Here is a 22,793-nt window from a genome sequence, read left to right as displayed (position 1 = left end):
GCCGCACTCCGCGCGGGCCGGACGGCCGCCTGCGAAAAATTACAGTTCGGACATGTGGGTCCTTGGAGCCCCTGCGTCTTGGGGTCCGGACGCGCGAGGGGTGCGTCGTCAAATAACAAGGGCGGACGGATGAATTCGAGTTCTTTGAAGTGGTTGATGGTCGGGGGGGTCGCCTATGGCGCGCTGCTCGCCGGCGGGGTGGCGCAGGCTCAGGACGCGGGTGTCGCGGTCGAGGAAGTCGTCGTCACCGGTTCGCGTATCGCCCGTCCTGACTACGTGGCCAACAGCCCGATCGTCTCCGTCGGCCAAGCCGCCATCGAGAACACCGGCCAGGTGACCGTCGAAAAGTCGCTGTCGCAGATGCCCCAGTTCACCGGCTCGTTCGGCCAGGGCAACTCGGGTTCCACCTCGACCGGCCTGAACGGCGGTCAGTCGTACGCCTCGCTGCGCGGTCTCGGCGCCAAGCGCACCCTGATCCTGATGGATGGCCGCCGCCTGCAGCCGTCGAACCCCGACGGCTCGGTCGACCTCAACACCATCCCTGAAGCCCTGATCGAGAACGTCGAAGTCATCACCGGCGGCGCCTCGACCGCCTACGGCTCGGACGCCACCGCCGGCGTCGTCAACTTCCGCCTGAAGCGTAGTTTCGAAGGCGTCACCGTCGACAGCCAGTACGGCATTTCCGAGCATGGCGACGGCGAGTCCTTCAAGGTCTCGCTGACCGCCGGCCGCGCGTTCGACGAGGGCCGCGGCCGGGCCGTGGTGTCGGTCGATTACACCAACCGTGACATCGCCCTGCAAAGCGCCCGCGACTGGTTCGTCTTCCGTCAGACCACGCCGGGCCTCTCGACGATCCCGCAAGGCACGGTGCTGTTCGGCGCCAACCTGCCGACCCTGGCCTCGGTCAACAGCGTGTTCGTCGGCAAGTACGGCACGCCGGCCCTGCCGGGCAACGCCGCGGGCCGCTACACTGGACAGATCGGCTTCAACACCGACCAGACGATCTTCTCGACCGCCGGCGTGAAAGTTCAGAACTTCCGCGATCCGGAGACCAACGAAGCGTACATCGTCAATTCGAACGCCTCGGGCACAAGCCAGCAGGTCAACTTCGGCTATGACGGCGCCTCGATGCAGTCGGACCTCGACCGCTACGCGGTGTTCGGCAAACTCGACTACGACTTCACCGACAATCTGCGCGGCTTCGTCCAGTTCACCTTTACGGACTATGAGTCCGTCGGCATCACCAACCCGACGCTCGCTTCGAACGTCTACGGCCTGACCGTCCCAGTTTCGAACCCCTACATCCCGGACGATTTCCGGGCGATCCTGGCCTCGCGTCCGACCCCCGGCGCCGACTTCACCTTCTACAAGGCCCTTGGCATCCTCGGCCCGCGGATCCAGCGCTACGAGTATACCGTCTACCAGCTGACCAGCGGCCTGTCGGGCGACGTCGGGTTCAAGGACTGGACCTGGGACGCCTATGCCTCGTTCTCGAAGGCGAAGTTCGACAACGAGCAGTCGGGCGGGGCCAGCGCCAGCGCGGTCAACCGCCTGCTCCGCAGCCCCACCGGCGGTTCGGAATACTGCGCCGGCGGCTGGAACCCCTTCGGCAACCTGACTCCGTCGGGCGACTGCATCCGCTACATCAGCCGCCGCACGCTGAACCAGAACGAGCTGGAACAGCGCATCGTCGAAGCCAGCGTCCAGGGCGGCCTGTTCGAACTGCCCGCCGGCGAGATCCGCTTCGCGGCCGGCGTCGACTACCGTTCGAACGAGTACACCTTCACCCCGGACAGCCAGCTGAACCAGCCCGACGGCACCTCGGACGTGCTGGGCTACAGCGTGCTGCGTGACGCTTCGGGTTCGGTCGACACCTACGAGGCCTTCGGCGAACTGCTGGTTCCGCTCCTGAAGGATCTGCCGTTCGTCAAGGAGCTGAACACCAACCTCGGCTACCGCTTCTCGGACTACTCGTCGGTCGGCGCGATCAGCACCTACAAGGTCGACTTCGACTGGTCGGTGATCGACAGCCTGCGCTTCCGCGGCGGCTACAACCGCGCCATCCGCGCCCCGAGCGTCGGCGAACTCTACGCCCCGGTCTCGACCGGCTCGGTCGCCATCGGCACCGCCGGCCCGACCAACACCGACGGGGATCCCTGCGATGTCCGCTCGTCGTTCCGCCGCGGCGCTGACGCCGCTCAGGTCCGGGCGCTCTGCCTGGCCCAAGGCGTCCCGACCGCGATCATCGACAGCTACCAGCTCGGCACGGCCCAGGTGTTCGCCCTCACCGGCGGCAACCCGGACCTGCAGGAAGAAACCGCCGACACCTTCTCGTTCGGCGCGGTCATCCAATCGCCGTTCGAGCATCCGCTGCTGAGCCGCATGTCGGCCTCGATCGACTGGTACTCGATCAAGGTGAAGGACGCGGTCGGCAGCCTGCCGGTCAAGAACTCGTTCCAGTTCTGCTACAACGCCGGCGGGGCTAACCCGACCTTCGACCCGACCAACTACTACTGCCAGCTGATCGCCCGTAACACGGCGTCCGGCGTGCCGCTGAACCCCGTTCAGCCGCTGCAGAACCTCGGTCAGTTCGAGACCACCGGCATCGACTTCCAGTTCGACTGGAACATCGACCTGATGGATGTCGGCCTGAGCGACGACGCCGGCACGCTGGCGATCAACGTCTCGGTCGGCTGGCTGGACCAGTTCAAGATCCAGAACCTGCCGAACGCGGCGACCTACGACTATGCCGGCACCTGGGGCACGGCCGTCGAAACCAGCGCCGGTCAGGCTCACCCGGAGTGGAAGTCGGTCACCTCGGCCACCTACACCCGTGGCCCGGCGAGCGTCGGCCTGCGCTGGCGCTACATCAGCGAGATGAAGAACTCGGCCACGGTGGTCACCCCCACCAGCACCGCGCGCGGTGTGAAGGCCTACAACATCTTCGACCTGAACAGCCGTGTGAAGCTGCCGTGGGATACCGACCTGCGGTTCGGCGTCAACAACCTGTTCAACCAGAACCCGCCGCAGGCTGGCGACACCGAATACAACTACGACCAACAGAACTACGACGTCATGGGCCGCACCTACTACGTGGGCGTGCGCAAGCGTTTCTAGGACAAATGGAAGCCGGGGCGGCCCCACCGCCCCGGCGGCCACAAGCCGCTGCGTCCTTGGCGGTGGAGGGCGTCGGTCGAAAGACCGGCGCCCTTATTGTTGCGCGCTCCTAGGGGCGACGGCTGGGCAAAAAAAAAGAGCGCCGGACCCGAGGGCCCGGCGCTCCTGGCGCCGGGCGAGCCTGCCCGGCGCCGGCGTCCTGGGGAGACGCCTACTTCTTCGCGACGGCCGGGCCGTAGAGCAGGCCGTTGAACAGGAACTTGAAGGTCCCGTACGACTGCGCCCGCTGGGTGACTTCCGGACCCATCACGAACAGCTTGCCCTTGCCCACGTCGATGTCGAGGACGCCGGTCGAGCCCTTCAGCTTCTCCTGGCCGACGGCCCAGCCGCTGCGCAGCGGGGCGTCGGTGTCGAACCACGAGACGCGCGCCACGCCGCTCGCCGAGGCCTTCAGGTTGAAGGTCGGGCTGCGGTCGAAGAACACGTCCACGTCCTGCGGGACGCCATAGGCGAGCGGCTGGCGGTTATCGACCTTGGCGCGCAGCACCGAACCCGGAATGTAGAATTCCTTGTTCGACAGGCCGACGAGCTTGTCGCCGTCCTTCTTGGCCACGGCCACTTCGACCGGCGCGCCGATCACGGTTGCCAGACGCGAGGAGGAGCCGATGGTGATCACCGTGCCGCCGTTCTTGGCGAAATCGGCGACCTGCGGCAGCGTCTTGTCGTCGGTGATCGCGCCCAGCCACGGATGGAACTCGGCCGGGATGTTTTCGGCCTTCGGCTGCGGGAAGCTGCGGCTGGCCCGGAACGGGCCGCCTTGCGGGGCCGGGATCACGCCGTCGGCGAAGACCAGGACGTCGTAGTCCTTGGCCAGGTCGCCGGCGTCGAGACGCTGCGGATAGACCACCTCGAAGGGCGCTTCGAACTGCTCGAACAGCCAGCGGTTCCAGCCCGAGGGCATCGAGCCGCCATAGACGTCGACCAGCCCGATGCGGACCGGCTTCAGCGGCAGGGCCTCGCCGGCCGGCTTGGCGCCGACGGCGAAGGCGTCGATGCCCAGATCCTTCACGCCCTTGGCGATCACGGCTCGAGCTTCGGCCGAGGCCGGAACCCAGATCGCGCCCGGACCAAAGCTGTCCTTGCCGGCCTTGGCGCCGTCCTTCAGCCAGAACACCGGCTGACCGGCCTTCAGCAGGCGGTTGGTCAGGGTGAAGCTCTGGTTGGTCTCATGGCTGATCAGCCAGCCGGCCTTGCCCGAACCCTTCACCGAACCGGCTTGCACCGGCACGAGGTCGGGCAGGCGTTCCGTCGGGGCCTCGAAGCCGTCGAGGATGCGGTCGAACTTGATCCCCATCTGATAGGCCAGGGTGTAGCCGGTGATGTCGTACGGCGCCTTCGGCGGGCCGCCCGGATACTCGAGGTCGTGCGGGTGGTCCTGCGGCTCGAACATGTCGAGCACGTGCGGGCGATAGGCCTGCGCGGCCTTCACCACGTAGGAGCCGGCGGGATAGGTCTTGGCGCCGACCTTGAAGGCCTTGGTGGCGCGGTCGACGTCGACGCCGGTCTTGATCAGCGCGTTCACGAACGCGGTGACGGTCGGCATGTCGGCCTGGTCCGACGGGATGATGAAGCCGCGCGGATCGCGCTCCTCGGGCTTCTGCAGCACGCTGTAGAGCTTCGGGTCGACCGCGCCGGCGCGGCCGAAGAACGAGGCCATCATTTCGTCCTCGGCGCCGGGCTTGGCGTTCTTGGCCGCTTCGTTCAGCTCATCGATCTTGGTCGGCGTGGTCGTCCAGCTGTCCTTGGAGCCGCGCTCGATGCTGTTCGCGCCCATCTTGTAGATGTTGGACAGCAGGCGTTCGCGGTTGCGCGAGGCGTAGTCGATGACCGCGCGGTTCATCGTCCACTGGTACTCGACGGTCTGCGACAGATGCCAGGTCTGCGGGGCGATCGGCATCGGCCGGTCGCCGTTCGGCAGCTGCAGGTTCGGCACCAGCTTTACGGACTCGGGGGTCGGGCCGCCGATGATCTCGGTCAGCAGGCCGATCGAGTTGTGGAAGTAGGCGATCGAGCGCTCCATCCCGTTGTGCCAGGTGGAGTACGACGCCGCACTACGCGCGCCGGAGCCGGGCTTGTCCTCGGCGACCAGGCGGCTGTGCATGGCCATCCCGACTTCCTGCAGGGAGGTCATGACCAGCGGGTCGTAGTTGTAGTTGAACGGATCGCGGAACGGCGGAACGAACACCACCATGCCGGTCGGGCCGGTCTGGTGCTGGTTGAAGATGATCTGCGGGAACCACTCGCGGAACAGCTGCTTGTTGACGTTGGTCGTCTCAGCCATCTGCGACATGTAGCTGTCGCGGTTGTTATCGTGGCCCACGTACTTCTGGTACAGGCGCGGGATTGAGTTGAACTCGCGCTTGTTCGGGTCCTCGTGGCGCATGTACCAGTCCGAGACCAGCTCCATGCCGTCCGGGTTGTCGTGCGCGAACAGGATGATGACGTCGTCGAGCATCCGGAGCGTCTCCGGATCGTTCATGGTCAGCATCCGGTAGAGCACCTGGATCTGGCCCTGCGAGGTGACCGTCTCGGTGGCGTGCAGGCCGGCGTCGATCCAGACCACCGCCTTGCCCTCGGCCGCCAGCTTGGCGGCGTCTTCCTTCGACAGGCCCTCGGCCTTGGCCAGGCGCTTGGAGATGGCCTTGTAGTGGTCGAGCTTGGCGAGGTTGGCGGGCGACGAGACCACAGCCATCCACTGGGTCCGGCCCTCTTCGGACTTGCCGAAGTCGACCAGCTTCATGCGGTCCGATTGGGACGCCAGGGTCTTCAGATAGGCCTCGTAGGCCGTGTAGTCGGCGAGGAAGTAGTCGCTGCCCGGGTTCTGGGCGAAGGCTTCGCTCGGCGGGGTGATGCTCGCCGCGTTGGCGGCTCCGCCCATGATCATGACCAGCGCCAGCGCAGCGCCCGTCATTGCGTGTTTTCGCGTCATTCCATCCCCCGTCTCGATTGCCAGAACTGGCGGCCTCACAAATGGACCAGCCTCAGTAGACAAGACGCAATCGGGGTTCGATTCCGCACCTGCGGTTGCGGATCAAAATTCAACGCGGTGGGGGATACCGGAGCGTTGAAAAAGATGGGGGCCGGCGCAGCCGACCCCCACGCGGCTTACTCGGCGCCGCCGGCCTTGCGGTAGTCGAGCGGCGGCTTGCGGTCGCCGACCATCGACTTGTAGGTGAAGTCGGAGCCCTGGCGCTGCTTCAGCTCGGCCTTGGCCTGGGCGATCAGCTCCGGGTTCGACAGCAGCTCGGCGCCGGTCAGCGACAGGGTCTTGGCCGCGACGGCCGCGCCCTTGAGGCCGATGCTCATGCCGGCCGCCGCGACGTTCTGCCAGCTGTGGCCGGCCGAGCCGGGCACGAAGGTGGCGGTCGAGAGGCCCACGGTCGGGGTGACCCACGACACGTCCGCCACGTCGGTCGAGCCGCCGCCGGCGTCGCCCGAGGTGTCGGCGTCCTTGTAGGGCTGGATCTTGCCGACCGAGCTGAGGTCGCCGCCGCCCTTCGGCAGGGACTTGGCGAGCTCCTGGGCGAACTTGGTCTCTTCAGCGGTCCAGGTGATGCCGCCGACGTCGGACAGCGACTGGTACATGACCTTGCCCAGCACGTCGTTGGGCAGCAGGTTGTAGACGCCGCCGGTCTGCTCGAACTCGACCTTGGTGCCGGTGATCATGGCCGCGCCCTGGGCGGCGGTCTTCACGCGGTCCATGACGTCGACGACGATCTTCGGGTCGGCGTTGCGGACGTAGTAGTAGACCTCGGCGAAGTCGGGGACGACGTTCGGGGCCTTGCCGCCGTTGGTGACCACGTAGTGGATCCGCGTGCGGTCCGGGATGTGTTCACGCAGGTAGTTGTTGGCGACGTTCATGATCTCGACGCCGTCGAGGGCCGAGCGGCCGGCCCACGGGGCGCCCGAGGCGTGGCTGGACTGGCCGTAGAAGCGGAACTTGCCGCTGATGTTGGCCATCGAGGTGCCCTGGTTGGCCGAGTTGGTGTTGCCCGGGTGCCAGTGCAGGGTGATGTCGACGTCGTTGAACAGGCCGTCGCGGACCATATAGACCTTGCCCGAGCCGCCTTCCTCGGCCGGCGTGCCGTAGACGCGCACTTCGCCCTGGACCTTGTTGGCGACCATCCACTGCTTCAGCGCCACGGCGCTGGCGACCGAGGCCGCGCCGAACAGGCTGTGGCCGCAGCCGTGGCCGTTGTCCTGGCCGGCGATCGGGGTCTTGGTGGGGACGGCGGCTTGGCTCAGGCCGGGCAGGGCGTCGAACTCGGCGAGGATCGCGATCACCGGACCCGAGCCGTTCTTGAAGCTGGCGACGAAGCCGGTCGGTTCGCCGGCGACGCCGGCCTGGACCTTGAAGCCGGCGGCCTTGAGCTGATCCTGGAGGAGGGCGCTGCTCTTGGTTTCCTGGTAGCCGAGCTCGGCGTAGCTCCAGATCTTCAGAGCCGCGTCGTTCATCTTCGGGGTGTAGGCGTCGACAGCCGCGGTCAGCTGGCCCTTGTCGGCGGCGGTCAGCGGGGCGGCGACGGCGGCCGAGGCGGCGAGCCAGGCCGTAGCGCAAAGCGCGCTGGTGGCCAGCGCCTTGGAAATCAGTTTCATAGGTCCTCCACGACGGCGGCGCATAAGGGCGCGGCCGCTCCCTTCCAAGACGCAGCGGCGTCCTAAATCCTCACTCGCCGGCGGGCGGGTAGAGGTCGATGAGGTTCGCAGAGGTGTGGCCCGCCTTGACCATGCCGTAGGCTTCCAGCGTGGCCACGAAGCCGGCCATGTCGCCGGTTCTGAAGCGTCCGCTCAGCGGCGTCGACGCGAGGCGCGCATCGGCGATGCGCACCTTGCGGGTCGAATAACGGTTCATTTCCTGGACGATGGACGCCAGCGGCCGGTTTTCGAACACCAGGCTGCCTTCGCGCCAGCTCGTCAGGTCGGCCAGGTTGCGCGCCTCGAGCGTCCATGGGGCCGAGCCGGTCTGAACCAGGTGCTGGCCGGGCTCCATGTCGACGCTGGCATGAGCGCCGGCCACGCGGACCTTGCCCTCAAGCAGGCTGACCGACCATTCGCCGGGATCGACACGGACGTCGAAGGCGGTGCCGAGCGCAGTCACCGTGCGCCCTTCGGCGCTCACCACGAACGGCTTGTCCGGATTCTTGGCGACTTCGAAATAGGCCTCGCCGCGCACCAGGGTCAGGCTGCGCTGCTTGTTCCAGTCGGTCAGCCGCACCTCGGTGTCGGTGCTGAGCGTGACCTTCGAGCCGTCCTGCAGGGTCACGACCTGCTGGCCGCCGATCGGGGTGCGGTAGACGGCCAGCGCCTGCGGCGCGGCGGCGACCACGGCGGCCGGCGCAGCGTTCTGGTCCTGCGTCTGACGCCAGGAGCCGTAGCCGAGCATCGAACCGGCGGCGAGGACGGTGGCGGCGATGCCGGCCGCCCACCGCATGTGCGGGCGCCGCCGCTCGGCGGCGAGATCGGCCTTAAGCGCTTCGCGCGCGGCCATCACCTGCGGATCGTCCTTGAGGTCGCCGATGCGTTCCCACGCGCCGCTGACCAGGGCCCAGTCGTCGCGATGGGCCGGATCGGCCGCGAGCCAGGTCTCGAACTCGCTCTGGACATCCCTGTCGTCGGGATGGCGCTGCAAACGCACAAACCACGACGCGGCGTCCGGGCTACCGGAAGGACCGATTTGTCGTTGGTTGTCGTTCATCGATTTCCTGCAGCCGGATCGAGACGATCCGGAGCGCCTTGGTGACGTGTTTCTCGACAGCGCTCACGGAGATGCCGAGTTGCGCTGCGGTAGCCTTGTAGCTCAAGCCCTCGAAGCGGACGAGCATGAAAGCCGCGCGGGTGCGGGGCGAAAGTTGATTGAGGGCGTCCAGCGCCACGGAAGCTTCCTGCTTGGCTTGCAAGATCCGGTCGGGGGACAACTCGTCGAGCGGGTGGTGGGCTTCTTCCAACTCGCAGTGCGCGCCCCGGCGCCTCACCGTGTCGCGGCGGCGGCGATCGAGGAGCACGTTGGTCGCAGTCTGAAAAATGAAGCTGGAGAGGTTAGTCACCTCGCCGCCCTGACGGCGATTGTGCAGCCGCAGGAGAACTTCCTGAATCAGGTCGTCGATTTCGTGCCCGTCGGCGCGACGCCGAAAGAAAGCGCGTAAGGCTTGCTGGTAAGGAATTGACGCGTGCGCCAATCCCTCCGGCTCGCCCCTGGCACCGGTCGTTTCCGCCCACGCCATGGAAATTTCCTGAACACCCCGAATTGTCTTATTGGCGTCATGGTTGTTGATGGGGGCGCCCAGGTCAATGACGTTTGGGAAAGGGACCCGTTCGATCGGGCTCCTGCTGGGTTTTCGGGCAACGGTGGGGCGGTCGTCGGCGCCATGGGGGCGGAGAGCGGCAAAGAGCGCACTGGCTGGCGTAGAGGGCTGGCCTTACAACCGCGGCTGTCGGAAGGCCGTGACGTTGGCGCGGAGCCTTGTAGCCGTTGAGTATTCTCCGTCTCGGGATCGTTGTTGCGTGCGTATCCGGCGTCGTGTTCCCCGCGACGGCCGTCGAGGCCGCTAGCCGCAAGGCGCAATTTGCGATTCCCGCCGGCGTGCCGCTCGATCGGGCGCTGACCATGTTCTCCACGCAGAGCGACCGCGACATCTTGTTCACGCCTACCATGGTCGGCGGGCGCCGGAGCAAGGCGGTCTTCGGGCGTATGGAGCCCGACGCCGCCCTCAATGCGCTGCTCCGCGGGTCGGGCCTCACCTGGCGCGAGTTCCAGGGCCGCTATCTGGTCGAACGGGCGCCTGCGCCGGCGGTCGAGGAGCCCGACGCCGAGGTCGAAGGGCTGGTGGTCACGGCTCTGCGCCGTCCGACGCTGGATCGTCTGACGCCGATGTCGGTGCGCGCCTTCTCCGGCGAGGATCTCACGCGGGCGGGCGCGGCGACGTTCACCCAGGCCGCCATGCTGATGCCGGGCCTGACCCAGACCAGCACCGGCACCGGCCGCAACCGCTTCAGCCTGCGGGGCGTCTACGGCTCAGGCGAGGCGACCACCGCCCTCTACTATGACGACATCCCGGTGACGGGCCCCAGCGGCACCACGGCCGATCCGGGCGGCTCCTCGCCCGAGTTCCTGCTCGTCGATGTCGAGCGGATGGAATTGCTGCGCGGGCCGCAGGGCACGCTCTACGGCTCCAGCGCCATGGGCGGCGCGCTCAAGGTGGTGTTCAGGCGGCCGAACCTGAACGAGACGAGCGCCTCGCTGTCAGGCGAAGCCTCGACCAATGCCGGCTACTGGGGCGAGGCCGAGACGCTGGTCGTCAATCGGCCGCTGGTCGAGGACAAGGTCGGTCTGCGGCTGGCCGCCTATCACCGCCGCGACCCGCCCTATCTCGAGAACCGCCGCCTGGGACTGAAGGGAATCAACGACAGCGCGACCTGGGGCGGGCGCCTGGGCCTCGGTTTCCAGTTCGAAAACGACGTCCAGATCAACCTGACCGCGGCCCATCAGGAGACCCGCGAGGGCGACACCAGCGGCGGCTGGGCGGGTGCGCCGCCGCATGTCAGCTATGGCCATGTGCGGACGCCCTTCGACAGTCGGATGACGATGTACGAAGGCGCGCTCTCCTGGCGCTTCTCGGGCATGCGGCTCACTGCGAATGCGGCGTCCTATACGTGGAAGAGCACGCGCCAGATCGACTACACAGGCACATTGCAGAGCGAGCGGCTCAGCCTCGACGGCTGCAAGCGCTACCTGCAGATTCCGGACGTAGCGGTCTGCACCGCGCCGCAGCTTGCGGCCTATTCCAGCTATGTCGACAGCCGGGCGCCGGGACTGCTCTACCAGCCGATTGATCTCTATGCCGACGTCCAGGAGGTGCGGCTGCAGTCGGATGCGCCGGGGTACTTCGCCTGGACCGCCGGGGTGTTCCGCGAGGTGCGCAGCGACACCATCGACAGCCAGGTGATCGTCGGCGATCCAGCCACCGGCCTGCCGCGGCATGGCGACTTCACCGGCCGGCGCATCGTCGACAGCCAGCTGACCCAGCGCGCGGTCTACGGCGAAGCGACGCTGGGAGCCGATCGCGACACCTCGTTCGTGTTGGGGGCCCGCCGGTTCACCTACGACAAGCGCACCGAAGGCGAGGCGTTGATCGTCAACGTGATCTCCAACACGACCGAGGCCAATTTCCGCAGCACGACCGAGGAAAGCGGCTGGAGTCTCAAGTTCCTCGCCAGTCATCGGTTCAGCCCGTCGGCGATGGGCTATGCCCAGGCCTCGCAGGGGTTCCGGCCCGGGGGCGTGAACACCGTGCCCGGCCTCCCGCCGAACCTGTCGGCCTACGGCGCCGATTCGCTCTGGAACTACGAACTCGGCCTGAAGGGGGCCTGGCTGAACAACCGGCTGCAGGTCAACGCCGCGCTCTACCGCATCGACTGGCAGGACATGCAGTACACCTCCAACAGCACGAACGGCGCGTTCTCGTTCATCACCAATCTGGGCCGGGCGCGGGTCAACGGCCTGGAGGCGGACGCCAGCTTCGCGTTCACCTCGGCCTGGCGGGGCGGCGCGAACCTGGCGCTCACCGATGCGATCCTGACCAGCGACCAGGCGAGCGCCGACGGCGTGGGGCTTGGCGCTGCCGGCGACCGGATCCCGGCCGTGCCGCGGATCGCGGCTGACAGCTGGCTGGAATATCGGCGCGATCTGGGGGGCGGGCTGGAACTCCTTGTGCGGACGGACGCCGCCTATGTCGGGCGTTCGAACAGCACCTTCAAACCCGGGGTGGGCGGGGATGTCGCGCTAGGCGACTACTGGTTGTTCAACAGCCGCGCCTTCCTGCGGGCTGCGCGATGGACGGTCGGCGCCTTCGTCGAGAATCTGACCGACGTCGACGATCCCAGTTTCGCCACCAGCGCCCGCCAGCCGCTGACCATCGCCCCGCGGCCGCGGCGGTTCGGCCTGACCGCCAGCTACGATTTCTGAACCCGCGCGGGGGGTGTGACAAAACCGGACGTAACGTAGAGGTTTGCGAGAAAAGAACATCTTGTGAACCAGGAACAAAGGGCGTACGCCTTGTTCCGACGGACGCCGACGCCTCTTGGGGCACGGACTGTCGGGTTGGAATCATGAAACAAGGGGCGCCTTGAATGAGTCAGTCGGCGTTGAAGCTCGTGGGACGAGAAGAAGGCGATAAGCAGCGCGCTCTGGAAGCGGCGATTGCGCAAATCGATCGGGCCTTTGGCAAAGGCTCGGTGATGAAGCTGGGCGAGAAGAGCCACATCGAGGTCGAGGCGGTGTCCACCGGCTCGCTCGGGCTCGATCTGGCGCTCGGCATCGGCGGTCTGCCCAAGGGGCGGATCATCGAGATCTACGGTCCGGAAAGCTCGGGCAAGACCACCCTGGCCCTGCACGTCGTGGCCGAGGTGCAGAAGGCCGGCGGCGTCGCTGCATTCGTGGACGCCGAGCATGCGCTGGACCCGCAGTACGCCAACAAGCTGGGCGTCAATCTTGACGACCTGCTGGTCTCGCAGCCGGACACCGGCGAGCAGGCGCTGGAGATCACCGACACCCTGGTGCGTTCGGGCGCCATCGACGTGATCGTCATCGACTCGGTCGCCGCGCTGACCCCGCGGGCCGAAATCGAAGGCGAGATGGGCGATCAGCTGCCCGGCCTGCAGGCGCGCCTGATGAGCCAGGCGCTGCGCAAGCTGACCGGGTCGATTTCCAAGTCCAAGACCCTGGTCATCTTCATCAACCAGATCCGCCACAAGATAGGGGTGATGTACGGCAGCCCGGAGACCACCACCGGCGGCAACGCGCTGAAGTTCTACGCCTCGGTGCGCCTCGACATCCGCCGCACCGGCTCGGTGAAGGTGCGCGACGAGATCCTCGGCAACAACGTCCGCGTGAAGGTCGTGAAGAACAAGGTGGCCCCGCCGTTCCGCGAGGTCGAGTTCGACATCATGTACGGCGAAGGCATCTCCAAACTCGGCGAGATCATCGACCTGGGGGTCAAGGCCGGCGTCATCGAGAAGTCGGGTTCGTGGTTCTCCTGGAACTCGACCCGGATCGGCCAAGGCCGCGACAATGCTCGGGAATTCCTCAAGAACAATCCGGACATCGCCCAGCAGATCGAACGTCAGGTTCGCGGCGCGAAGGAAGTGATCGAGGAAGAGCTGCTGGTCGGTCCGACCGGCGACGAGGACGCCGAGGACTAGGATCCGCATCGCCGAAGCGGTCGCCACGGCCGCTCGGAACCGGACGCCTCCAACCCGACGTCCGACCCGCCCGAGCCGGCTGAGCCCCCGCGCGGCCGCTTCAGAAGATGCGCAAGGACGCTTGGACGCACGCCGTTCAAGCGTCCTTTTCCTTTGCGGGTGTCGACAAAATCCGTAAACGGTCGCGCGCGGGGCGGCGCAACGGTGCGCGAGCCCTTATCTATTTTTTCGCTTCAACGTCCGACGAGCCATGCCGAGCCTCAACGAAATCAGAGCTGCGTTCCTGGGCTACTTCGAGAAGAATGATCACCTGATCATTCCGTCGGCCCCGCTCGTTCCGCAGAACGACCCCACCTTGCTGTTCGTCAATGCGGGCATGGTGCCGTTCAAAAACTACTTCACCGGCGCCGAAACCCCGCCCGGCCCGCGGGCGGCCTCGTCTCAGAAGTCGGTCCGCGCCGGCGGCAAGCACAACGACCTGGACAATGTCGGCTACACCGCGCGCCACCACACCTTCTTCGAGATGCTGGGGAACTTCTCGTTCGGCGACTACTTCAAGGCCGGCGCGATCGAGCACGCCTGGACGTTGCTGACCAAGGAATTCAAGATTCCGGCCGAGAAGCTGTGCGTCACCGTCTATCATACCGACGACGAGGCGGCTGAGCTCTGGAAGAAGATCGCTGGCCTGCCGGACGAGAAGATCATCCGCATCGCCACCAACGACAATTTCTGGTCGATGGGCGACACCGGCCCCTGCGGTCCGTGCTCGGAGATCTTCTACGACCACGGCGCGCACATACCGGGCGGTCCTCCCGGCAGCCCGGACGAAGACGGCGACCGGTTCGTTGAGATCTGGAACCTCGTCTTCATGCAGTTCGAGCAGTTCGCCGACGGGCGGCGCATCGACCTGCCCAAGCCGCAGATCGACACCGGCATGGGCCTCGAGCGCATCGCTGCGGTGCTGCAGGGCGTGCACGACAACTATGACGTCGACCTGTTCCGCACGCTGATCGCGGCCTCCAAGCAACTGGTCGGCGACGGGACCAACGGGCCCTCGCACCGCGTGATCGCCGACCACCTGCGGTCGACCAGCTTCCTGATCGCCGACGGCGTGTCGCCGTCGAACGAAGGCCGCGGCTATGTCCTGCGCCGCATCATGCGCCGCGCCATGCGCCACGCGCATCTGCTGGGCGCCGAGGAGCCGTTGATGCACCGCCTGGCGCCGGTGCTGGTCGCCGAGATGGGCGAGGCCTACCCTGAGCTGCGCCGCGCCGAGCCGGTGATCGTCGAGACCCTGCGCCAGGAGGAGGAGCGGTTCCGCCGCACCCTCGGTCGCGGCATGGCGCTGCTGGACGAGGCCACGGCCGGCATGAACGCCGGCGACATGCTGTCAGGCGAGACCGCCTTCAAGCTCTACGACACCTACGGTTTCCCGCTCGACCTGACCCAGGACGCGGTCCGCAACAAGGGCATCAGCGTCGACCTGTCCGGCTTCGAGGACGCCATGAAGCGTCAGCGCGAGCAGGCGCGCGAGGCCTGGACCGGTTCGGGCCAATCGGCCCAGGGCGCCGAATGGTTCGCGATCCGCGAGCGGCTCGGCGCGACCGAGTTCCTCGGCTACGACACCACCGAGGCGACCGGCAGGCTGCTGGCCCTGGTCGCCGGCGGCGCCGAAGTCGAATCCGCCAAGAGCGGGGAAACCGTGCTGGCCGTGTTCGACCGCACCCCGTTCTACGCCGAGAGCGGCGGTCAGGCCGGCGATGTCGGCGAGATCGAGTGGGACGGCGGCAAGGCCCGGGTGCTCGACACCCAGAAGCAGGCCGGCGACCTCTTCGTCCACGAGATCGAGATCCTGCAGGGCGACCTGGAGCCCGGCGCCGAGGCGCGCCTGGCGGTCGATCCGGACCTGCGCACGGCGACCCGCGCCAACCACTCGGCCACCCACCTGCTGCATGCGGCGCTGCGCAACGTGCTCGGCCCGCATGTGTCGCAGAAGGGCCAGATGGTCGACGGCGAGCGCATCCGCTTCGACTTCAGCCACGGCGGCCCGGTGACGGCTGACGAGATCGAGCGCATCGAGGCCGAGGTCAACGCGATCGTCCGCCAGAACCTGCCGGCCGAGACGCAGGTGATGGCGCCCGAAAAGGCGATCGAGGCCGGCGCCATGGCGCTGTTCGGCGAGAAGTACGGCGACTCGGTGCGGGTGCTGACCCTGGGCCGCGCCCTGGCCGGGGATGGGAACTACTCTGTGGAACTGTGCGGCGGCACTCATGTGGCGCGCACCGGCGATATCGCCCTGTTCAAGATCGTGTCGGAGAGCGGCGTGGCCGCTGGCGTGCGCCGGATCGAGGCGCTGACCGGCGAGGCCGCGCGCCGTTGGCTGACCGAGCAGGCCGGCGTCGCCAAGGCGCTGGCCGATCAGTTCAAGGTCCCGGTGGCCGAGGTCGCGGCCCGGGTCGAGGCGCTCGAAACCCAGCGTCGCAAGCTGGAAAAAGAGCTGGCCGAGGCCAAGCGCCAGCTCGCCATGGGCGGGGGCGGCGGCGGGGCCGCTGCGGGCCCCGAGGAAATCGGCGGCGTGCAGGTGATCGCCCGCGTCATGGACGGCGTCGGCGGCAAGGACCTGCGTCCCATCGCCGAAGAGTTCAAGAAGCAGCTGCCGGACGGCGTCATCGCGTTGGTCGGATCGGCAGATGGCAAGGCGGCGGTGACCGTGGCGGTCACCGGGGCGGCGGCCGGCAAGTTCAACGCCGTCGAACTGGCCAAGGCTGCGGTGCAGGCGATGGGCGGGCAGGGGGCCGGCGGGCGTCCCGACTTCGCCCAGGGCGGCGCCCCGGACGGCGCCAAGGCGGGCGAAGGCCTGGCCGCGATCAAGGCCCTGCTCGGCGCCTGATTCGGCGCTGATCGAGACGTGGAGGGGGCGCTGGGCGCCCCCTTTTTCGTTTGGGGCGCACGCCCGTTAACCGCGATCTGTAAAATCTCGAACGCCGCTCGGCGAATTGTAAAATTTACATACCCGCGTGAGGCGAGTGGCGTTGCCAGAAATTGCATTAAGCTCTAGTTCACCATCCAGAGGGGCGCCTCGCGAGGCGCAGGATTAACGTAAGGATGGGTTTCATGTTCAAGTATCTGCCCGCCGCGGCCGCCGCGCTGGCGCTCAGCTTTGCCGCGGTTCCGGCCGCCGAGGCCGCGACCGTCTTCTCCGGCACCGTCAACAACGTCAACGCCAACCACGCCGATCCGGGCCTGGTGGTCGAGACGGGTAACTTCAACAGCTTCAGCCTGCCGCTGGAAGTCGGCGTGACCAGCGCCCCGGTCGGCCTGTTCTCGATCTGGACCAACGAATCGGACATCGGCTGGGACGATCTGGCGAGCAGCGCGATCTTCGTGCAGCTGCAGTTCACCGCCCCGGCCGGCCCGTGGGCCGGCGGCCCGATCGGCGGCGAAACCTTCGGCGTCTGGGGCTTCTTCCGCGAAGGCGGCAAGGTCGAGTGGGACGGCCCGGCGACCTACACCTTCGGCAACGGCGGCAAGCTGGAAGTGTCGCTGAACGACACCTACTTCAACTGGGGCGACTACGCCTGGAACCCGAAGACCAACCCGGGCCAGCAATACGGCGCGGTGGTGTCGGGCAACTTCAAGCTCATCGACCTGCCGTCGGCGGTGCCGGAACCGGCGACCTGGGCGATGATGATCACCGGCTTCGGCCTGGCCGGCGTGGCCATCCGTCGTCGTCGTGAGACGCTCGTCGCGGCCTGATCCGACGATCAGTCAGCAGAAAGGCCGGGGGAAACCCCGGCCTTTTTCGTTTCTACCAGGGCCCGCGAGCGCCTTGGATCTAGGGCCGCGCGAAGATAGCGATCTTGTTGCCCGTCGCGTCGCGGACATAGGCTCCGTAGAAGTTGGTGGAGTCCGCCGGGCGCGGGCCTGGCGCGCCTTCGTCCGTCCCGCCGTGGGCCAGGGCGGCGGCGTGGGCGGCGTCGACCGCTTCCTTGCTCGGGCCTCGGAACGCAATCATGATTCCGTTGCCGCCGCGGGCCGGCTGGCCGTCGAAGGGCGGACAGATGAAGGTGTTGGCTTCCTGGCCCTTGAGACCGTAACCGGCCCATCCGCTGTCGAAGAACTGCCGCTCATAGCCGATGGCGCCCAGCACAGCGTCGTAGAACGGCATCGCGTCCTCGACGTTCAGCGCCCCGATCGTGACATAGCCGATCATCTCGTCCGTCTCCCTTGTCCAGGACGGGACCCTATCGCCGCGAGGCGAACATAACAAGAACGTTTGGCGGGCCGCGACCGACTACGCTGCGCTCAGGCCGCCCATGCTCGGCTTCACTGGGCCGCTTTGGCCGGCAGCCGGATCTGGACGAGCTTCCAGGCGAACAGGTCGCGGCGCTCGAAGGTGAAGACCACCCCCTGGTCGGCGGACTTCACGCCCTTGGCGAGCACCAGGAAGCGGGCGCGGTTCGGATCCCAGTAGCGCAGCTGGGGCAAGTTCAGGGCCGGGGCGTCGGGCGGCGCCGCACCCGGCGCGTAGCCGCGCGACAGGGCGTAGAGCCCGGGGGCGGTGAGATAGGGCTCCAGCTGCGGCGGCGGAACGATCGGCTCGATGGCCCGCTTCATCGCGCCGATCGGATCGGACCACACGTCCGGCGGCGCAGGCGCGGGGACGACTTTCGCCGCGACCTGCGGGCGCAGCCCCTGGCGCACTGCGGGGTAGTCGACCAACTGGGCCAGCCCGTGGCCGTCCCCGTCGCGGGCGGCGGCCTTCATGGCCCGAAACGCAAAGAACGGCGCGGTCGCGAAGACCAGCGCCGTTCCCACGATCAGTGCGACGATCAAGCGGAAGACCGCGCGGGGGAGGCTCCAGTCCTCTCTCGCGCGGTCGTTCATGGCCCTAGGCGGGAGTCTTCGCCAGGGCCGCTTCCAGATTGGCCGCGACCTTGTCGATGAAGCCCTCGGTGGTCAGCCAGCCTTGCGTGTCGCCGACCAGCAGCGCCAGGTCCTTGGTCATCGAGCCGGCTTCGACGGTGTCGACGCAGACCTTCTCCAGGGTGTCGGCGAAGTGGGTCAGCTCGGCGTTGCCGTCGAGCTTGGCGCGGTGCTTCAGGCCTTGGGTCCAGGCGAAGATCGAGGCGATCGAGTTGGTCGAGGTCGACTCGCCGCGCTGGTGCTGGCGGAAGTGGCGGGTCACGGTGCCGTGGGCGGCTTCCGATTCCATGATCTTGCCGTCCGGGGTGATCAGCACCGAGGTCATCAGGCCCAGCGAGCCGAAGCCCTGGGCGACCTGGTCGGACTGCACGTCGCCGTCGTAGTTCTTGCAGGCCCAGACGAAGCCGCCGGACCACTTCAGCGCCGAGGCGACCATGTCGTCGATCAGGCGGTGTTCGTAGACGATGCCGGCTTCCTTGAACTTCGCAGCGTACTCGGCCTCGTAGACCTCGGCGAAGATGTCCTTGAAGCGGCCGTCATAGGCCTTGAGGATCGTGTTCTTGGTCGACAGGTAGACCGGGTACTTCCGCTGCAGGCCGTAGTTCAGGCAGGCGTGCGCGAATTCGCGGATCGAGTCGTCGAGGTTGTACATGCCCATGGCGACGCCGCCGCCCGGGAACTCGAACACTTCATGCTCGATGGTGTCGCCGTTCTCGCCTTCCCACTTGATGGTCAGGCGGCCCTTGCCGGGCACGCGGAAGTCGGTGGCCTTGTACTGGTCGCCGAAGGCATGGCGGCCGACGATGATCGGCTGGGTCCAGCCCGGGATCAGCCGCGGGACGTTCTTGCAGATGATCGGCTCGCGGAAGACCACGCCGCCGAGGATGTTGCGGATGGTGCCGTTCGGCGACTTCCACATCTTCTTCAGGCCGAACTCTTCGACCCGCGCTTCGTCCGGGGTGATGGTGGCGCACTTCACGCCCACGCCGTGGCGCTTGATTGCTTCGGCGGCGTCGACGGTGACCTTGTCGTCGGTGGCGTCGCGGTGCTCGATCCCCAGGTCGTAGTAGTCCAGATCAATGTCCAGATGCGGAAAGATCAGCTTGTCCTTGATCCACTTCCAGATGATGCGGGTCATCTCGTCCCCGTCGATGTCTACGACGGGGTTCGCGACTTTGATCTTGGCCATGAGGGCAGGACGCTCCGGGGACGTAACGGCTGGGATAGGGTAGATAGGGTAAGGGCCGTATACTAGGCCCCGGCCCTGACGCAAAGAGCGGGTCGCCCCGTATTGACCGGGGATGGACGTGATCGGACAGGCGGCGCTTGCATTCTGCGCCGTGCGCATCCCAAAACGCGGCATGGAATCCGCCGCCCCGCCCTGCATCATCCTCAACGTGCCGCAACTGGCGCAGAACATCGGCGCCGTCGCCCGCGTGATGGCCAATTTCGGCCTGGCCGACCTGCGCCTGGTCAATCCGCGCGATGGCTGGCCGCAGGAGCGCGCCTGGGCCGCGGCCTCGGGCGCCGAATGGCCGCTGAACGCGGCGCGGGTCTATGACAGCGTCGAGGCGGCGATCGCCGACCTGCATCTGGTCTACGCCACGACCGCCCGTCCGCGCGAACTGCAGCTGCCGGTCATCGGCCCGCGTGAGGCGGCGGCGAATCTGGCGCATGAGGTGGCCGAGGGCCGCGCCACGGGCCTGCTGTTCGGCGGCGAGCGCGCCGGGCTGGAGACCGCCGACATCGCGCTCTGCCAGGCGGTCGTCACCCTGCCGATCGATCCGCGCTTCCGCTCGCTCAACCTGGCCCAGGCCGTCGCGATCAACGCCTATGAGTGGCGCATGACCGTCGAGTCGGGGGCGCCGCCGATCTTCCGGGAAGGACCTCCCCCGGCCGACGCCGCGGCGATGCTCGGCCTCTACGAGCACTTCGAGCGCGAGCTGGACGCCGCCGGCTTCTTTCACCCGCCGGAAAAGAAGCCGTCGATGATGCAGAACCTGCGCTCGGCGCTCGGACGGGCGCGGTTCTCCGACCAGGAGGTGCGGACCTTCCGCGGCGTGGTCACGGCGTTGTCGAAAGGGCGCGGGCGCTCGCTCGAGAAACTGGCCCGCAGGAAGGCCGAAGGAGAAGGCTGATGGCGTTGCGCGACCTGCTGGACCGTCTGGCGATCCCGATTCTCCAGGCTCCGATGGTTGGCGCATCGCCTCCCGAAATGGCGCTGGCGGTTTCACGCGCCGGCGGCATGGGCTCGCTGGCCGGCGGCGCGCTCGCTCCTGACCAGATCGAGCCGGAAGTGGCGCGTCTGCGCGCGGCCGTCGCCGCGCCGTTCGCGGTGAACCTGCTGATGGCGCCGCGGGCCGAGCCGGAGGGCGCCGTCGTCGAGGCCGCGCTCGCCAGACTGGCGCCCTGGTACGCCGAACTCGGCGAGGCGCTTCCCGCGCATCCCAACAGCTTCGCGCCGGATTTCGAGGCGCAGCTGGCCGCCCTGACCCGCGCCGCGCCGCCGGTCGCCTCGTTCACCTTCGGCATCCTCACCTCCGGTCAGGTGGAGGCCCTGCATTGCGCCGGGACGCTGGTCGTCGGCACGGCCACCACCGTCGCCGAGGCGCGGGCCTGGGCGGCGGTCGGCGCCGACGGCGTCTGCGCCCAGGGCTTCGAGGCCGGCGGCCATCGGGGCCACTTCCTCGCCGAGCCGGAGGCGAGCCTGGTCGGCACGCTGCCGCTGACCGCGCTGATCCTCGAGGCGGTCGACCTGCCGGTGATCGCCGCGGGCGGGATCATGAACGGGCGCGGCGTCGCCGCGGCCCTGGCGCTGGGGGCGAGCGCCGTCCAGATGGGGACCGCCTTCCTGCTCGCCGACCAGACCGGCGTCAGCGCGCCCTGGAGGCGGGCGATCGAGACCGCCGGGGACGAGGCCACCCGCCTGACCCGCGCGTTCACCGGCCGCTATGCGCGCGGCGTCGAGAACCGGTTCATGCGCGAGCTGCGCGCGGTGCAGGACGAGATGCCGGCCTATCCGGTGCAGAACCGCCTGACTCAGCCATTGCGGGCCGCCGCCGCCAAGGCCGGCGACGAGGATATGATCTCGCTGTGGGCCGGGCAGGGCGTGCGTCTGGCCCAGCCCGGCGACGCAGGCGAACTGGTCCGGCGATGGTGGCGCGAGGCGCAGGAGGCCGCAGGTCGGCTGGCGGTCCGTACCGGGCGCTGAAGGCGAGCATTCTGGCGAGCGCAGCGGTTTCGCGCTAGGGTGGTCCAAGGTAACGCTTGAGGTGCGCCGTGAAGAAACTCGTCCTGACCCTCGCCGCCCTGACCGCGATGGCGACGCCTGCGGCAGCCCAGGTCATGTGCCGCGACGACGTCGGCCGGGTCACCTGCTACGACATCTACGGCAACTCGGTCGTCGGCACCAAGGACGTGCTGGGCAAGGCGACCTGGGTCGATGAGTACGGCAATCAGGTCTCGGTCCGCCGAGACGCGCTGGGCAACCGCATCATCGAGGACAGCGACGGCAACCGCACCAGCGTCCGGCGCGACGTGCTGGGCAACACCGTGGTCAGCGACGACCGTGGGAACAAGACCAGTTGCCGCGTCGACCTGCTGGGCAAGGCGCGCTGCAAGTAACCCCTGCCGAGATTGACTCTTCGGCCTGCGGACGTCATACACCGCCCCTTCGCGCCGCCGGACCATGTCTGGCGGTCTGCGATCTATGACGGGTGACCTGACGCCGCCGTTGAGATCGCGTTCCCACTTGCGGGGACGCCGGCCTGGGTCGAACAGAAAGAGACGAGTATGTCGAAGCGCCATAGCGCCAAGTACAAAATCGACCGCCGGATGGGCGAAAACATCTGGGGTCGTCCGAAGTCGCCGATCAACTCGCGCGCCTACGGCCCCGGCCAGCACGGCCAGCGCCGCAAGTCCAAGGTTTCGGATTTCGGCCTGCAGCTGCGCGCCAAGCAAAAGCTGAAGGGCTACTACGGCAACCTGACCGAGAAGCAGTTCTCGCGCACCTACGAGGAAGCCGCCCGCCGCAAGGGCAACACCTCGGAAAACCTGATCGGCCTGCTGGAAGCCCGTCTGGACGCCGTCGTCTACCGCGCGAAGTTCGTGCCGACCGTGTTCGCGGCCCGTCAATTCGTGAACCATGGCCACGTCCAGGTGAACGGCAAGCGCGTCAACATCGCCTCGTACCGCGTGAAGGTCGGCGACGTGGTCACCGTGCGCGAGCGTTCGCGCAACATGGCCCTGGTGCTGGAAGCCCTGCAGTCGGGCGAGCGTGACACCCCCGACTACATCGAGGTCGATCCGAAGGCGATGACCGCCAAGTTCGTCCGCGTTCCGGAATTCTCCGAGGTCCCGTACCCGGTGAAGATGGAGCCGAACCTGGTTATCGAATTCTACGCGTCCTAATCGGCGCCGAAGACCAGATCGAAATTGCGAAGGCCCCGGAGCGATCCGGGGCCTTTTGCTTTTGGTCGATCTGTGGCCGAGTC

16 protein-coding genes are annotated in these 22,793 nt (G+C 67.5%); 9 read left to right on the top strand and 7 right to left on the bottom strand.

The annotated features are described in order from the left end of the window. The first annotated feature begins 129 nt into the window (after nucleotides 1-129). Complete coding sequence (locus tag OUA97_RS03965) at nucleotides 130-3,117, top strand: TonB-dependent receptor domain-containing protein (RefSeq protein WP_267230516.1); 2,988 nt, start codon at nucleotides 130-132, stop codon at nucleotides 3,115-3,117. Nucleotides 3,118-3,328: 211 nt separating this feature from the next. Here the strand turns inward: OUA97_RS03965 and OUA97_RS03960 are convergent, their stop codons facing one another. From OUA97_RS03960 to OUA97_RS03945, 4 genes are all read right to left on the bottom strand, one after another. Further along, the gene (locus tag OUA97_RS03960) at nucleotides 3,329-6,088 is read right to left on the bottom strand and encodes a M14 family metallopeptidase (protein WP_267230515.1); all 2,760 of its coding nucleotides are present in this window, start codon (nucleotides 6,086-6,088) and stop codon (nucleotides 3,329-3,331) included. 194 nt (nucleotides 6,089-6,282) lie between these two features. Beyond that, nucleotides 6,283-7,773 carry an amidohydrolase gene (locus tag OUA97_RS03955; RefSeq protein WP_267230514.1) on the bottom strand — a complete coding sequence of 497 codons (1,491 nt, stop codon included), beginning with the start codon at nucleotides 7,771-7,773 and terminating at the stop codon, nucleotides 6,283-6,285. 70 nt (nucleotides 7,774-7,843) lie between these two features. After that, the gene (locus tag OUA97_RS03950) at nucleotides 7,844-8,872 is read right to left on the bottom strand and encodes a FecR family protein (protein ID WP_267230513.1); all 1,029 of its coding nucleotides are present in this window, start codon (nucleotides 8,870-8,872) and stop codon (nucleotides 7,844-7,846) included. Beyond that, nucleotides 8,835-9,398 carry an RNA polymerase sigma factor gene (locus OUA97_RS03945; RefSeq protein ID WP_267230512.1) on the bottom strand — a complete coding sequence of 188 codons (564 nt, stop codon included), beginning with the start codon at nucleotides 9,396-9,398 and terminating at the stop codon, nucleotides 8,835-8,837. The genes OUA97_RS03950 and OUA97_RS03945 overlap by 38 nt, the downstream gene beginning before the upstream one ends. A gap of 248 nt (nucleotides 9,399-9,646) precedes the next feature. Between OUA97_RS03945 and OUA97_RS03940 the strand changes: the two genes are divergently transcribed. The 4 genes from OUA97_RS03940 (at nucleotide 9,647) to OUA97_RS03925 (ending at nucleotide 17,130) form a co-directional block, all read left to right on the top strand. Continuing rightward, nucleotides 9,647-12,139, top strand: coding sequence for a TonB-dependent receptor domain-containing protein (locus OUA97_RS03940; protein ID WP_267230511.1), 2,493 nt, complete (start codon nucleotides 9,647-9,649; stop codon nucleotides 12,137-12,139). Nucleotides 12,140-12,303: 164 nt separating this feature from the next. Beyond that, entirely contained in the window at nucleotides 12,304-13,374 is a 1,071-nt protein-coding gene (gene recA / locus OUA97_RS03935) for a recombinase RecA (RefSeq protein WP_267230510.1), read from the top strand. 250 nt (nucleotides 13,375-13,624) lie between these two features. Then, nucleotides 13,625-16,264 (top strand): alanine--tRNA ligase, encoded by a 2,640-nt coding sequence (alaS, locus tag OUA97_RS03930; RefSeq protein WP_267230509.1) that lies wholly within the window; start codon nucleotides 13,625-13,627, stop codon nucleotides 16,262-16,264. A 224-nt stretch (nucleotides 16,265-16,488) separates the two neighbouring features. Further along, nucleotides 16,489-17,130: a PEPxxWA-CTERM sorting domain-containing protein gene (locus OUA97_RS03925; RefSeq protein ID WP_267230508.1), complete on the top strand. Its 642-nt coding sequence runs from the start codon at nucleotides 16,489-16,491 to the stop codon at nucleotides 17,128-17,130. Between the two features lie 79 nt (nucleotides 17,131-17,209). Here OUA97_RS03925 and OUA97_RS03920 read toward each other — a convergent pair whose 3' ends face one another. From OUA97_RS03920 to OUA97_RS03910, 3 genes are all read right to left on the bottom strand, one after another. Beyond that, nucleotides 17,210-17,587, bottom strand: a complete 378-nt coding sequence (locus OUA97_RS03920) for a VOC family protein (RefSeq protein WP_267230507.1) — start codon at nucleotides 17,585-17,587, stop codon at nucleotides 17,210-17,212. A gap of 113 nt (nucleotides 17,588-17,700) precedes the next feature. Then, nucleotides 17,701-18,210 (bottom strand): DUF2939 domain-containing protein, encoded by a 510-nt coding sequence (locus tag OUA97_RS03915; protein WP_267230506.1) that lies wholly within the window; start codon nucleotides 18,208-18,210, stop codon nucleotides 17,701-17,703. Between the two features lie 55 nt (nucleotides 18,211-18,265). Continuing rightward, nucleotides 18,266-19,489: an NADP-dependent isocitrate dehydrogenase gene (locus tag OUA97_RS03910; RefSeq protein WP_267230505.1), complete on the bottom strand. Its 1,224-nt coding sequence runs from the start codon at nucleotides 19,487-19,489 to the stop codon at nucleotides 18,266-18,268. 172 nt (nucleotides 19,490-19,661) lie between these two features. Between OUA97_RS03910 and OUA97_RS03905 the strand changes: the two genes are divergently transcribed. From OUA97_RS03905 to rpsD, 4 genes are all read left to right on the top strand, one after another. Then, nucleotides 19,662-20,438 (top strand): RNA methyltransferase, encoded by a 777-nt coding sequence (locus OUA97_RS03905; protein WP_267230504.1) that lies wholly within the window; start codon nucleotides 19,662-19,664, stop codon nucleotides 20,436-20,438. Further along, nucleotides 20,438-21,511, top strand: coding sequence for an NAD(P)H-dependent flavin oxidoreductase (locus tag OUA97_RS03900; protein WP_267230503.1), 1,074 nt, complete (start codon nucleotides 20,438-20,440; stop codon nucleotides 21,509-21,511). Before OUA97_RS03905 ends, OUA97_RS03900 begins: the two co-directional genes overlap by 1 nt. 68 nt (nucleotides 21,512-21,579) lie before the next feature. Further along, a complete protein-coding gene (locus OUA97_RS03895) occupies nucleotides 21,580-21,924 on the top strand; it encodes a hypothetical protein (RefSeq protein ID WP_267230502.1) in 345 nt (114 codons plus the stop codon). A gap of 168 nt (nucleotides 21,925-22,092) precedes the next feature. Next, nucleotides 22,093-22,710, top strand: a complete 618-nt coding sequence (rpsD, locus tag OUA97_RS03890; RefSeq protein WP_267230501.1) for a 30S ribosomal protein S4 — start codon at nucleotides 22,093-22,095, stop codon at nucleotides 22,708-22,710. Nucleotides 22,711-22,793 lie beyond the last annotated feature (83 nt).

Source organism: Phenylobacterium sp. 58.2.17, from assembly GCF_026411515.1.
Lineage (GTDB): Bacteria > Pseudomonadota > Alphaproteobacteria > Caulobacterales > Caulobacteraceae > Phenylobacterium.
This window is presented reverse-complemented; position numbering and strand designations above follow the sequence as displayed.

Coding starts and splice junctions, on each gene's coding strand:
- OUA97_RS03965 (WP_267230516.1), top strand. CDS start 130: ATGAATTCGAGTTCTTTGAAGTGGTTGATGGTCGGGGGGGTCGCCTAT.
- OUA97_RS03960 (WP_267230515.1), bottom strand. CDS start 6,088: ATGACGGGCGCTGCGCTGGCGCTGGTCATGATCATGGGCGGAGCCGCC.
- OUA97_RS03955 (WP_267230514.1), bottom strand. CDS start 7,773: ATGAAACTGATTTCCAAGGCGCTGGCCACCAGCGCGCTTTGCGCTACG.
- OUA97_RS03950 (WP_267230513.1), bottom strand. CDS start 8,872: ATGAACGACAACCAACGACAAATCGGTCCTTCCGGTAGCCCGGACGCC.
- OUA97_RS03945 (WP_267230512.1), bottom strand. CDS start 9,398: ATGGCGTGGGCGGAAACGACCGGTGCCAGGGGCGAGCCGGAGGGATTG.
- recA (WP_267230510.1), top strand. CDS start 12,304: ATGAGTCAGTCGGCGTTGAAGCTCGTGGGACGAGAAGAAGGCGATAAG.
- alaS (WP_267230509.1), top strand. CDS start 13,625: ATGCCGAGCCTCAACGAAATCAGAGCTGCGTTCCTGGGCTACTTCGAG.
- OUA97_RS03925 (WP_267230508.1), top strand. CDS start 16,489: ATGTTCAAGTATCTGCCCGCCGCGGCCGCCGCGCTGGCGCTCAGCTTT.
- OUA97_RS03920 (WP_267230507.1), bottom strand. CDS start 17,587: ATGATCGGCTATGTCACGATCGGGGCGCTGAACGTCGAGGACGCGATG.
- OUA97_RS03910 (WP_267230505.1), bottom strand. CDS start 19,489: ATGGCCAAGATCAAAGTCGCGAACCCCGTCGTAGACATCGACGGGGAC.
- OUA97_RS03905 (WP_267230504.1), top strand. CDS start 19,662: ATGGAATCCGCCGCCCCGCCCTGCATCATCCTCAACGTGCCGCAACTG.
- OUA97_RS03900 (WP_267230503.1), top strand. CDS start 20,438: ATGGCGTTGCGCGACCTGCTGGACCGTCTGGCGATCCCGATTCTCCAG.
- rpsD (WP_267230501.1), top strand. CDS start 22,093: ATGTCGAAGCGCCATAGCGCCAAGTACAAAATCGACCGCCGGATGGGC.